Annotated in this window: 14 protein-coding genes; 10 read left to right on the top strand and 4 right to left on the bottom strand. The window is 53.7% G+C overall.

Features of this window, described 5'->3' with window-relative positions:
- The first annotated feature begins 254 nt into the window (after positions 1–254).
- Positions 255–506, top strand: coding sequence for a WGR domain-containing protein (locus HGO37_RS14145; RefSeq protein ID WP_250984088.1), 252 nt, complete (start codon positions 255–257; stop codon positions 504–506).
- Positions 507–654: 148 nt separating this feature from the next.
- Here HGO37_RS14145 and HGO37_RS14150 read toward each other — a convergent pair whose 3' ends face one another.
- Positions 655–1677: an LLM class flavin-dependent oxidoreductase gene (locus tag HGO37_RS14150; RefSeq protein ID WP_250983856.1), complete on the bottom strand. Its 1023-nt coding sequence runs from the start codon at positions 1675–1677 to the stop codon at positions 655–657.
- 285 nt (positions 1678–1962) lie between these two features.
- On the opposite strand from HGO37_RS14150, the gene HGO37_RS14155 reads away from it, so the two are divergent.
- Complete coding sequence (locus tag HGO37_RS14155; protein ID WP_250983857.1) at positions 1963–3168, top strand: DUF3422 domain-containing protein; 1206 nt, start codon at positions 1963–1965, stop codon at positions 3166–3168.
- 58 nt (positions 3169–3226) lie between these two features.
- On the opposite strand, the gene HGO37_RS14160 is transcribed toward HGO37_RS14155, so the two are convergent.
- A complete protein-coding gene (locus HGO37_RS14160) occupies positions 3227–3592 on the bottom strand; it encodes a hypothetical protein (protein ID WP_250983858.1) in 366 nt (121 codons plus the stop codon).
- Between the two features lie 364 nt (positions 3593–3956).
- Here HGO37_RS14160 and yghX point away from each other — a divergent pair, with 364 nt between their 5' ends.
- On the top strand, positions 3957–4856 hold the full coding sequence (yghX, locus tag HGO37_RS14165) for a YghX family hydrolase (RefSeq protein ID WP_250983859.1): 900 nt from the start codon (positions 3957–3959) through the stop codon (positions 4854–4856).
- A gap of 81 nt (positions 4857–4937) precedes the next feature.
- Here the strand turns inward: yghX and HGO37_RS14170 are convergent, their stop codons facing one another.
- Positions 4938–5621, bottom strand: coding sequence for a helix-turn-helix domain-containing protein (locus tag HGO37_RS14170; RefSeq protein WP_250983860.1), 684 nt, complete (start codon positions 5619–5621; stop codon positions 4938–4940).
- Positions 5622–5719: 98 nt separating this feature from the next.
- Between HGO37_RS14170 and HGO37_RS14175 the strand changes: the two genes are divergently transcribed.
- From HGO37_RS14175 to HGO37_RS14195, 5 genes are all read left to right on the top strand, one after another.
- Complete coding sequence (locus tag HGO37_RS14175) at positions 5720–5941, top strand: hypothetical protein (protein WP_250983861.1); 222 nt, start codon at positions 5720–5722, stop codon at positions 5939–5941.
- Between the two features lie 272 nt (positions 5942–6213).
- Positions 6214–6603, top strand: a complete 390-nt coding sequence (locus HGO37_RS14180) for a hypothetical protein (protein ID WP_250983862.1) — start codon at positions 6214–6216, stop codon at positions 6601–6603.
- Positions 6604–6647: 44 nt separating this feature from the next.
- Entirely contained in the window at positions 6648–8558 is a 1911-nt protein-coding gene (locus HGO37_RS14185) for a hypothetical protein (RefSeq protein WP_250983863.1), read from the top strand.
- 79 nt (positions 8559–8637) lie between these two features.
- Entirely contained in the window at positions 8638–9576 is a 939-nt protein-coding gene (locus HGO37_RS14190) for a hypothetical protein (RefSeq protein ID WP_250983864.1), read from the top strand.
- A gap of 187 nt (positions 9577–9763) precedes the next feature.
- Positions 9764–9976, top strand: a complete 213-nt coding sequence (locus HGO37_RS14195; protein ID WP_192490919.1) for a hypervirulence associated TUDOR domain-containing protein — start codon at positions 9764–9766, stop codon at positions 9974–9976.
- Positions 9977–10027: 51 nt separating this feature from the next.
- Here the strand turns inward: HGO37_RS14195 and HGO37_RS14200 are convergent, their stop codons facing one another.
- Positions 10028–10474 carry a pyridoxamine 5'-phosphate oxidase family protein gene (locus tag HGO37_RS14200; RefSeq protein WP_250983865.1) on the bottom strand — a complete coding sequence of 149 codons (447 nt, stop codon included), beginning with the start codon at positions 10472–10474 and terminating at the stop codon, positions 10028–10030.
- A gap of 20 nt (positions 10475–10494) precedes the next feature.
- Between HGO37_RS14200 and HGO37_RS14205 the strand changes: the two genes are divergently transcribed.
- Complete coding sequence (locus HGO37_RS14205; protein WP_352230574.1) at positions 10495–11175, top strand: ribonuclease H family protein; 681 nt, start codon at positions 10495–10497, stop codon at positions 11173–11175.
- Between the two features lie 52 nt (positions 11176–11227).
- Positions 11228–11488 carry a hypothetical protein gene (locus HGO37_RS14210; RefSeq protein ID WP_250983866.1) on the top strand — a complete coding sequence of 87 codons (261 nt, stop codon included), beginning with the start codon at positions 11228–11230 and terminating at the stop codon, positions 11486–11488.

Here is an 11488-nt window from a genome sequence, read left to right on the forward strand (position 1 = left end):
ACCTTGGGGCCATCAGGCACCGGGATGACGAAGACGCGTCACGAATCAGTTTTGTAGAGCGTGAAATCGACCAACTGATTCTTAGCTACAGCCAATATCCGCCCCTGTTGCCCAGTGACCGTCAAAACGGCTCGGATATCTCGTCCAAACAGACCTCTCAGATTCGAAAAATCATCAAAATCATGAATCAATGATGCCTGATCGATTCAGATTAGTCGTTGGACGATATCCGGGTCGGCAGCGACAATCCGGGCATGGAAAAACCCGACAGACATACCATTCATCTTCAACGGATCGACCGGGCGCAAAACATGCGGCGCTTCTACATGTTGAGCATTCAACCGACATTGTTCGGAGAAGTCTCGCTTATCCGAAATTGGGGTCGTATCGGTGCAGCAGGTCAGACGATGGTCGAGACATTTGACCGTCCGCATGATGCAAAAACAGCATTTCTGCGCATTGAACGCCAAAAAATACGCCGCGGTTACCGCGATCTGGTGGGCTAGAACCGGCACTCAAAGCACCCCAGATTGCTTACATATTTGGCAGTTTCGGCACCGGCGGCGTCATTAAAACAAAAGGCCGGTCGACAAGACCGGCCTTTCAACTCTACGGCTCAATACGCCTCATCGGCGTAGCAAAAGTTTGCCTCAATCAACGCCAGCCAAGTGCTGGAGCAATCTGCTTCAAGATCGTTTCAATCACATGCGTGTTGTAGGCTACGCCCAGTTGATTTGGCACGGTCAGAAGCAGCGTATCAGCCTCGGAAATAGCCTCGTCAGCCTTCAGTTGTTCGATAAGGGCTTCCGGTTCAGCTGCATAGCTTCTTCCGAAGATTGCGCGTGTCTTATCGTCGATAAAACCGATCGTATCGCCTTCCTTGTTGCCGTAACCGAAATAGGCGCGGTCCATATCATTGACGAGAGCAAAGATGCTACGGCTGACCGAAACGCGAGGTTCACGGGCATGACCAGCTTCTTTCCATGCAGCACGGAACGCACGGATTTGTTCCGCCTGCTGAACATGAAACGGTTTGCCGGTTTCGTCTGTCTTCAGTGTCGAACTTTGCAGGTTCATGCCAAGTTTTGCGGTCCATTCCGCCGTCGCATTGGAGCTTGAGCCCCACCAGATGCGCTCGCGCAGACCATCCGAATGTGGTTCCAGCCGCAACAGACCGGGAGGGTTGGGGAACATCGGTCTTGGGTTGGGTTGCGCAAATCCGTCGCCCTTAAGGAGATCTAGGAAAACTTCGGTGTGCTGGCGCGCCATGTCTTCTTCTGTCTGGCCTTCTGCCGGGCGATAGCCAAAATACCGCCAACCGTCGATAACCTGTTCAGGCGAACCGCGGCTGATGCCCAATTGCAGGCGTCCGCCGGAGATCAGATCAGCCGAACCAGCGTCCTCAATCATATAAAACGGGTTTTCGTAGCGCATGTCGATGACGCCAGTACCAATTTCAATCGTCTTGGTTCTGGCACCGACAGCGGCAAGCAGCGGGAACGGCGAGGCAAGCTGCCGCGCGAAATGATGGACGCGGAAATAGGCGCCGTCTGCACCAAGTTCTTCGGCGGCTACAGCAAGGTCGATCGACTGTAAAAGAGTGTCGGCAGCCGAGCGTGTTTGCGACTGAGGGGAGGGCGTCCAGTGCCCGAACGACAAAAATCCGATCTTTTTCATGATGGCCTTCAAAACGTTGGAGAAATACCGGTCACGCCGGCATCATTGTTGCCAGTCATATAGGCATCATTGCCCCTTCTCCAACGCCGCAAACAAAGACAGCGTGTCGTCGAATTGTGAACGATCGCCCTCATTACACGCATTTGGCACGGTAACAGGCACACAACGCCGCATTAACCGGCCCGCAGCGACATACTGTCACAACAGCAATCACCGGTCGCTATCGTTCTTAACGATTGTTAAAGCAGCATATAAGTTTCCCCTGGTAGCCCGGAGTAAAAGCGGATGCCCCCCGATTTCAATTCAGAACTACACGCTCGTCCGTCGATCTATTTTGAAGGCCCGGCTTTTGTCGAACATCTCGCATTTATGCCTGAAACGGCGGCAGCACGGCCCAATGTCGATGACCACGTCTCAAGGATCACGGAGGATAACTCCTTCAAGACTCAGATCGAGCATCACACGGAATTTACTACAGTCACTCGAGTTCATCCCCTTGATAACACCAGTGAAAACTGGCCAACGTCAGGGACCACAACAGGCGATTATGCTGAGGTTGCGGGTCTTACAGATGCCCGACTTATTTGCCGTGTCTGCATTCTGGTATCGGGCCCGGCGCCAGCTGAACTTGGTCCTGTCTTGAGAAAATTTGGCTTTGGCGACACCGCAGCATCGTCTATCGGCAACGGGGCTGCCCAGGTTTGCTCCGATTTCCGCGTCCATGATGACCAAAGCAGCCGCATCATCCTGTTCAACAATGATTTGAATGCCTATCGCCTCGGCCGAATGATCAGACGCATCTACGAAATCGAGACGTATCGCGCAATGGCGCTGCTTGGTCTTCCCGAAGCCAGGCGCCTGTCGCCACGGCTAGTGGATTTCGATGCCAAGCTGGTGCAACTGACCAGCCGGAATTTGAGCACCTCGACATCGGAGCATAAGGCCCTACTGAATGAAATCTCGCTGCTGTCTGCCGAAATCATTTCCGCAACAGCTGAAACCCGTACGCGTTTTGGGGCAACAGCGGCCTATGCGAAGATCGTTGAAGAACGGATTTCAGAACTGCGAGAGCAACACGTCGCCGGTTTCCAGCGTTTTGGAGTATTTGTCGCGCGTCGTTTCAATCCAGCCGTCCGCACGTGTCACGCCACAGCTGTGCGGTTAGAGCAGCTTTCGCACGCAACAATGCACATGATCGATCTGTTGCAGACACGCATTCAGGTCGAAATCGAGTACCAGAACGCCGTGCAAATCCAGGCAATGGCCGACCGTGCGGCAACGCAGGTCAAGATTCAGCGCGCTGTTGAAGGTTTCTCGATCATCGCCATCAGCTATTATCTGCTCAGTCTGCTAAAGACGGTCTTTGAAACACTTGAACATTCAGGTTATCACCTGAGCCCTATGATCATGCTTGTGTCGATACCACTCGTCATTGTTGCGGTTTGCATCACCATATTGCGTGTAAAACACGCTTTGAAACACGAGGCGTGACAGCACGGTAGAGCGGATGTGGGCGTACGATATGCAAGCCCGCACATATTCGCTCAACTCAATCGGCCCCGACTTCGGCGTCTTGAGCGTAATCGATGTAAATTGCACCGATGAGCTTTCCGGAATTGTCGGTTACGGGATGCAATCCATCCTCAAAATCGCCCTTTTCCAGCCGATCAGCCAATGCGCGTAAGGCATTGGCACAGGCTTTATCGATGGCTTTTCCTGTCGGGCCACTCAATTTCAATTCAACATCACAGTTCAGATGCTGTGAGAAATCCGCCTCATCCCGCACTGTAGGTACCCCTATTTGCATTTTTAAAGACCGATGACCGCGTTGAGGATAACAGAAAGGACCATGTCTGGCATAGCTGGTGACTAAAAAAAGACGTCGCATCAATTTGATAGCGGCAGGCAGTGACATAACGAGAGGTTGCCAATCCCCGTGGAAACGTCAGCTCAGCGGCAATCGTCAGAGCCTGACGCTCTAGGCCTATCGACCATACGGATATCTCGCCCCTTGAGACGTCGACATCAAAAAACAGCAAACTATTGTAATCAGGCTGCGCATCGTCTTCCCCTCATGCAAAATTAGCAGAACGATTTCAGACCGATCTGCGAACAGTTGTCATCCCCACTTTGGGTGAGCAATCGAACTGACGGCGGAAATAATGCGTTGCTGACGGCATCCTTCGAGAGCCGGCAGAGCGCCACTCGCCAAAAGTTGAATTCCCTATCTCTGGCAGGGGAGTATGGTTCGCCACGTAAAACAGACGGCTGGAGGAACCATGACGCGCCTGACCGCAAAAGATTTCCCGCAAGAACTGCTCGAACTTTACGACTTCTACGCTCACGGGCGGATTACAAAACGAGAATTCCTCGACCGGGCCGGCAAATTCACCGTCGGCGGTATGACAGCCATCGCTCTTCTGGGAGCGCTCAGTCCCAATTATGCTTTGGCCCAACAGATCGCCTTCACTGATCCGGATATTGTGGCAGAGTACATCACCTACATGTCACCAAACGGTAATGGCGAAGTTCGAGGTTATCTCGTGCGCCCGGCCAAGGACGGCGTGGCGGTTACCGAACGGAGGGGCGGGATTGTTGTCGTGCACGAAAACCGCGGTTTGAACCCTTACATTGAAGATGTTGCCCGTCGCGTGGCCAAAGCCGGTTTTGTGGCACTTGCTCCCGATGGACTGACTTCGGTTGGCGGCTACCCGGGCAATGACGAAAAGGGGCGTGAGCTGCAGCGACAGGTCGATCCGACCAAGCTGATGAATGACTTCTTTGCCGCCATTGAATGGATGATGGCCAGCGACCTCACCACCGGCAAGGTTGGCATCACCGGCTTTTGTTATGGTGGTGGCGTATCCAATGCGGCGGCAGTCGCGTATCCTGAACTTGCTGCCTCCGTGCCATTCTACGGACGTCAGGTTCCGGCGGCTGATGTTGCGAAGATAAAAGCACCTCTGCTGCTGCAATTTGCCCAGCATGACGATAACGTCAATGCGGGTTGGCCAGCTTATGAGGCGGCCTTGAAGGAAAATGGAAAAGTCTATGAGGCTTACATTTATCCGGACACCAATCACGGTTTCCATAATGACTCCACGCCTCGCTACGATGAAGAGGCCGCGAAACTCGCCTGGGAGCGCACGATAGAGTGGTTCAAAAAATACGTTGCCTGACACGGCTATGACAGTCGCAACTGACAAGGGCAGAGGCGTCTCTGCCCTTGCCAGCTATGCGGGCTCGCAGGCTATTCAGGATCAGCTTGCCGCTGCTTTTGCGTCATGACTGTGACGATCAACCTGCGTGGCGACGATCTTCGCCACCAGGTGGGTCAGGTTTCTTGCTTCAAATCGATCCTTCAGTCTGTCGAGACGATGCTCGATCGTTCTAGGCGACAGATTAAGCAGTTCGGCGATTTCCTTGGTGGACTGCCCTTCAATCAGCAGCTGAATAATATTGTCATCGGTGATGTCGGTCTTTGCCTCCCGCATACGGGAGATGAAGAAACGCCCCTCAATCAGGCTCAGACACCAGCCGGGTTTTCCCTCCACCTTCTGCGGCAGGATAAGGCGCTCGTAGCCAATCCGAACACCGAGAAGTTTTGTTCGCACGACATCAATGGCCGGACGTTTAGATTCGAGCGCCCGTGAATAGCTTGCGATGATCGCTTCATCAATGAAGCGACGGTCGAGGTCGCGCAAGGCAGCATCGGGAAACTGCTTTTTCATTTCATTCAGCAGACCACTCTTGAAACCAAAATCCTTCACACGACGGAAGCGCCAGTCGTAGGGATCATCTGCGCTCGTCGTGATGACCGAAAGCGCCATCTTAATAGTCAGCCGGCTGAGGATACCAGCATGGAGCTCATCAACACCAGTGGTTTCGTCAGACTGCAACCACGCATCGATAAGGTCCTGAGAGAGTGAATTGAATGAAGCCATGTCTGCATGCGCCGAGTATGAAATTATCGTTTTGTTTCAACGGCAATATGATTGACATTCGTTAGCAAACGATTGTTGCGCCATACGAAAAATATCCAATGATCGAGAGACCTAAAATTGCCCGTGACGCGCACGGATCAAGCAAGCACGGCTTTGCCGAGACGTCGGTTTTTTTTCAATTCGATCCACGGTTCACCGTGAAGGCAACACAACGCAAAAACAATGCTGCCATTAATGCTCTGTTGAGCATGGACAAAAGCGCCACCTTAAAAGCGAACCGACAGGGTAAAATTACCGTCCGTAATTATTTCGCCATTTAAGAATTGGATGGAATTGTGGCGACCGAGGGCGACCAGAACCGTCGCAGCCTGCCTCTTCCCGGAGGTTGGCAACAAATGGGATCGGCCCGTCGGCCAAGCATTCTTTCGTCTCATGAGAGGCGTCCCCATTTCCCCGCATCCGATTTTAATCAACAAACGCGACGATCGTCATGACGATTGCAACCACAAAAGCGGCAGAGATCAAGAACAACGAGACACTCATGCCGCAAGCAATCTCATGCTGACCTTTCACAGGTAAAACAGGACAACAAATGCGACTGATGACCACCATCCCTGCGGGAAGAATTGTAATGCTGTGCGGCACCGCCTTGCTGCTCGCCTCATGCTCTGGGGAGCCGTCTGCAAGCGACATCAGCAAGGCGCTGAACGGCGCAATCGAGGCAGAACAGAACCAGATGAAGAACCTGACTGCGGGATTGAGCGCAGGACTTCCCGGCGTCGCCAACCCGGTCAGCGAGATGATGTCGATCCAGATAACAGATCTCGAAAAGATCGGCTGCAAGGAAAGTGGTGAGAAGGCCTATGTCTGCGACGTGCGTTACACCGCCAAAGGCGGCCTGTTCGGTAAAGAAGGCCGCGACATCACAACTCCGATCAGAATGGTCAAAGCCAGTGACGGATGGGCCGCATCTGCCCGCTGATGCCTTTCCTCTTTTATCACCATTGCAATCCTGAAAGATACATCATGCGATACCTCCTAGCGACGGCACTCACCGCCAGCGCGCTGATGGGCACGACCCCGGCCAGCGCCCAACAGGCGCAGAATATCTATTATTCCGGCGCATTCAATTGCGGCCAGACCGACTACACTACCAACTGGAATATCCGCAAAGACCAGTCCGGCGACATTGCGGTTACCGTCTATTACCAGCAGCGTGGCTCCAGCCACGTGAACTGGCTCGACTTGACCGAGCGCAGAACCTCCAACGGCATGCAGCTTCACGATGCCAACGGTAACCCACGACTTGATGTGGCAGCCGACGGCGATACAATCCGGGCGATCTGGATGAAGGGCGCTCCACAATCGGATTGCTCGACTTTTGCAGTTAGCCGTTCAGACAGTCCACGGGATCGCTTCGACCAGTTGTTTGCTCTGCTCAATACCAGCAAACCGGATGAAGAGATCGCAGCCAAGGTTGCGGATGCCACACGTTTCCCGCCGATCGTTTACGCCCTGCCGGAACTCGATCAGACGACCTATTCACAACGTTATAGCACGTCGATCTCCGAGTTCTGGACACGCTACAGAACAACACTATCAGACGAACTGACGGCGATGCCGATCTCCACGGACGCAGAGCGCAAGGCGTTGAGCGAACATGTTGATGCTGCCCTGTCCAACACCCTGCGTTCCTCCGCTGACAACAACGGTTTTCGGGACATGGTGACGATGCTGCAAAAGACGGCCGATCGCCTGGCCGACAGCGGTGCCAGCCCGGCCACCGTTCTCGGTAACAGCGACGCGGGCCTGATGTGTCAGCGTTTTACCAACCTCAACTTTGCCTATAACTATTTCGAATTCGACAAGCTTCAGCTCGCAACCGCCGTTCCTTTCGATTACTGGACGCGCGACATGGCAGAGAAATTCCTGGAGGATGCGCCGGGTTGCAAAGCCATTCACAAGGACTATTCTCAGCGTCTGGCATCGCAGTGGGCTGAAATACAGAAGAGCCAGCAATTCATTGAGACATTGCGTGCCGAACAGGCCCGTCTGCGTGCACTTCCTGCAACGGTCGAAACACTGGTTGACACAAAAAATCTCCAGCCCGACCCGGAAAAAGTGCGTCTTGGTTATGGCCAATCCAACCTGTCGGACCGTTTCTTCGGTGGCCCTCTGGATGCCCGACGTCAGGAAATTCTGTCCATTGCCATGAAGGACATTGATGATCAGGTCGCGTCCTATTCTTTGGAAAAACCGGACGCTGCCAAACAGATCGGCGACCTTTGCGATCAGCTCGGATACCTTCGTAATCTCGGTGAAGAACAGCGCACGACAGTGCGTGAAAAATGTGAGGCTGTCCGCACAACACTCGACGAAAAGCAGACAACTGCAGCCCTCGAGAAGGTGACCGCTGCGTTCGCTTCCGTGGAACCAGGTACCGAACAGGCCAAAGCGGCACGCGAACTATGCAGCGATCTACCTTCCAAGTTGAGCGGTAACGCGTTCTCTGCCGTCCATAGCGCTTGCCAGGTCGAGACGACGAAGCTGGCAAAAAAGGAAGATGAATTACGTTGCACCAAAGCGCTGGCCGCTTCGGGTGCATCGGAAGACTTCCTTGAAACAACGGTTGCCGTGGCCGAAACCAGTGGAACATCAAAGGCTCCACTGAAGGACCTCGTCTGCAAGGGTGCGGTACGCGAGATTAATGTCAGCTTCTCCAGCAGCGGCATGCTGATGTGGAAAACGCAGGCCATGACCGTCCGTTTCCCTAATGATGAAGAGCCATTGCAATTTGTCCTGAACGAAGATGAAAACGATGCGGACTGGGTACTCGCCGTCGAAGACAAGTCAACGATCGAGCGGCTGGAAAAGCAGCGCATGCGCATCGAGATAGTCTCGGCCTGCTTCATGGGTTCTCCAGCCTGCCACCCCTGATCCTGGAAAATCGTTGAGTGTAAAGGGGCAGGCCAATACCTGCCCCTGTTTCTCTGCCCTCTGTTCTGCGAGACCATCCATGACTTTTTCGAGATTATCCGCACTTGGCCTTGTGGCTGGCATTTGCATCGCGTCGACATCACAAGCCACCGAATTCCGTTCGACCTATTCCGAAACCCTTGCCTGCCCGGTGACTGAAGAGGGGGAGGATGCCTTTATTCGGGAATGCACCGGCCCCGGAAATGTTCGGGCCGTGCTGCAATATGTCGAAGGGCTGGTTGGCGTGTTCTACCTGCCTATGGGTGGTAAGACGCCGTTGGAACGTGACGACATGTTCGAGATCAGCCCCAAGGCACGCCAACCCTATGGTGCGAAGCTTGAATGGCGCCAGCGCGTCGGTGATGCCACGCCTTGCGCAGCCGTGATCCGTGTTTTTACAAACAAGGGTGAGGTGCTTGTGGTCAATGAACTCGCAACCGGCAGCCGCATCGGCGTCGTGAAGGCCAACCAGCAGGCACGTGTTCTTGCTGATCGTACCTGTGGTGAAGCAAAGGCAGTGCCTACTATCGCAGAAGCGGAAAGCACACCGGTGGTCAAACCGGTCACGTTGCCGGCAGAAAACGGCAGTGTGTCAGATGCCGCACGGTTGGGTAGGGAACGCTTCATGCAGATCTACATAGAGACTGGCATCGTCGGCGCAATCGAGGCAATCGAACAATGCTACAGTGATTTTGGGAAACAGCCATCTGCAACAAAGCTTGCAGAATGTAGTGCGATTGACCTGGCAGGCGCTGAAGCCGACGGTTCCGTATTGAGCGGTCGGCCGGACCTGCAACAGGCTTTCCTTGCAAAGGATAAACCGGCGGCACGGCTCATCGCGGGGATGAAAACACTTGGCCTCGATGACAAGGCGCGCCAGACTTTCACGCAAGAGTTCGAAACAGCCACCGGCATGCGCGTTGCTGCTCAAGCTCCAGCAAAACCGCAAAGCGGATCGGTCTTCAACTTTTCCGAATGATCGGGACTACGATACGTCAATACGAAAGCCATCACGACCTGTGTCGTGATGGTGGCGATCAGACGTGGTGCTGTAAGCATGTTGTCTTCATCTTCACATACAGGAACCAACCCTGCGTGCCCTTCGTTTGCAATTCCGGGAGCCGTAACACCTTCGTTGCCGGCTCATCACGTAAGGAAACGAGATGATGGTGAAGTCGTTGAGTAAGGGCGATAAGGTCGCCTGGAACACAAGTCAGGGTGAAACCAAGGGTAAGGTTGTCCGAAAACAGACGTCAGCAACCAAGATAAAAGATCATCCGGTCAAGGCGACACCCGACGATCCGCAATATATCGTGGAAAGTGAGAAATCAGGAAAGCGGGCCGCTCACAAACCCGATCAACTCCGCAAGTTGAGTTGACGCGGCTACGGGTCGTGCTTCCGCCTCCCGATCCACACAAGTCATTGCGTATCAGCTACCAACGAGATTGATCTTCCCGTTTTCCTCGCCGTCCCAATACTGGATCACCTCGGCACTGACCTTCAAAAGTGCAAGTCCGGGCGTTTCGATACCATCAGGAAACCAGTGATCGAGGCCATTTGTCCAATGCTCTGCAAAATAACTGCGATCTCTGATAATTTCAGCGACGCCGTCAATAGAGATGAATATTCCCGGTTTGCCAAGCAGACTGGGCGGCTCGCTAAAGGTTAGCGTAACACTGCAGTCCCTGTTGATTTCGGAAATTTTTGACGTGTCGTCATAGGTAAAAAACCACGAGTCCCCGTCATAATCGATGTCACCATTATTGCTCATTGGCCGGGTGGCAATTCGCCCATCCTCGCGGCGTGTGCACATCATGCAGAAGTCAATCTTGCGGATATGCTTTGATAGGTTTTCCATGTTCCTCGTTGTCGTCATAATCGCTCCTCCCGCGATGGATGGCAAAGGCCACGCCGACGCGCCATTCATTCAGGATTTTTGAAAAACCCACTCATGACGGCGCAGACAGATGTAACCGTTCCACTCGTCATCCGTTCCATCGCCAACAAGACCAGTTAATCGTGCTCAGCGGTTGCGGTGGTGGCGCCAAAGTGCAATCACACAAATTGCCTGTTGTTGCAGGCAGCAACCTGCGAAATGTCTTTATGTTCGACCCTCTGATAATATACGCTGATGGCTCTTATGATCCTGCGACCCAGACAGGTGGCTGGGCCTTTGCCGTGTATGAAACAGGACAACTCATTCATTCGGCTCACGGGAACGATGCGGGCCTGACCAATAACACATTTGAAGTCCTGGCCATCATCAACGCGGTGATGTGGGTGCATGGCCATGCGCAGGGCCGGCAAGTCGTTCTGCGAACCGACTCCGTGCATGTTGTCGAAGGATGCCGGCACTGGCGGGCGATCTGGCGCGGCAATGGCTGGAAACGTATCAACCCAAATCAGCGGGCACGGAAAAGGCAGATACCTGATGCATCGCTTTGGAAAGAACTGGACGGGTTCCTCCTGCGTCATCCAACCATTGAGATAGAATGGTGTAAGGCGCATTCCGGCATCGAGGGCAACGAGATGGTGGACAGAATGGCGCGGGCTGCCGGGAAGATGTTACCACCCTAATCCGCCAACGTATCGATCGTCGCAAATCCCTGGAAACTGGATTTCTCTGAAGATGACCCTGGCAGAACTCATACAAGGGTATCGCCCCCATATCGAAGACGCCTCCGTAGGCGTGCGGCGCAGTTGGGAAGAGACCTTCAAATATACGCTGAAACATTATCCGCCAGAAACCCGTCTAGAGGATTTCGATCTGGAAATATTGGCAGAAAAAATGTCCGCCGAAGGTATTCAGCCGCGTTTTGTGGATGGCTACGTCAAACGTTGGCGTGACCTGCTGCAGCAACGGAGGGAAACCCGACTACCGTGTCAGTGA

It is taken from the genome of Rhizobium sp. CG4, assembly GCF_023701965.1.
Lineage (GTDB): Bacteria > Pseudomonadota > Alphaproteobacteria > Rhizobiales > Rhizobiaceae > Agrobacterium.

Coding starts and splice junctions, on each gene's coding strand:
- HGO37_RS14145 (WP_250984088.1), top strand. CDS start 255: ATGGAAAAACCCGACAGACATACCATTCATCTTCAACGGATCGACCGG.
- HGO37_RS14150 (WP_250983856.1), bottom strand. CDS start 1,677: ATGAAAAAGATCGGATTTTTGTCGTTCGGGCACTGGACGCCCTCCCCT.
- HGO37_RS14155 (WP_250983857.1), top strand. CDS start 1,963: ATGCCCCCCGATTTCAATTCAGAACTACACGCTCGTCCGTCGATCTAT.
- HGO37_RS14160 (WP_250983858.1), bottom strand. CDS start 3,592: ATGTCACTGCCTGCCGCTATCAAATTGATGCGACGTCTTTTTTTAGTC.
- yghX (WP_250983859.1), top strand. CDS start 3,957: ATGACGCGCCTGACCGCAAAAGATTTCCCGCAAGAACTGCTCGAACTT.
- HGO37_RS14170 (WP_250983860.1), bottom strand. CDS start 5,621: ATGGCTTCATTCAATTCACTCTCTCAGGACCTTATCGATGCGTGGTTG.
- HGO37_RS14175 (WP_250983861.1), top strand. CDS start 5,720: ATGATCGAGAGACCTAAAATTGCCCGTGACGCGCACGGATCAAGCAAG.
- HGO37_RS14180 (WP_250983862.1), top strand. CDS start 6,214: ATGCGACTGATGACCACCATCCCTGCGGGAAGAATTGTAATGCTGTGC.
- HGO37_RS14185 (WP_250983863.1), top strand. CDS start 6,648: ATGCGATACCTCCTAGCGACGGCACTCACCGCCAGCGCGCTGATGGGC.
- HGO37_RS14190 (WP_250983864.1), top strand. CDS start 8,638: ATGACTTTTTCGAGATTATCCGCACTTGGCCTTGTGGCTGGCATTTGC.
- HGO37_RS14195 (WP_192490919.1), top strand. CDS start 9,764: ATGGTGAAGTCGTTGAGTAAGGGCGATAAGGTCGCCTGGAACACAAGT.
- HGO37_RS14200 (WP_250983865.1), bottom strand. CDS start 10,474: ATGACGACAACGAGGAACATGGAAAACCTATCAAAGCATATCCGCAAG.
- HGO37_RS14205 (WP_352230574.1), top strand. CDS start 10,495: ATGGCAAAGGCCACGCCGACGCGCCATTCATTCAGGATTTTTGAAAAA.
- HGO37_RS14210 (WP_250983866.1), top strand. CDS start 11,228: ATGACCCTGGCAGAACTCATACAAGGGTATCGCCCCCATATCGAAGAC.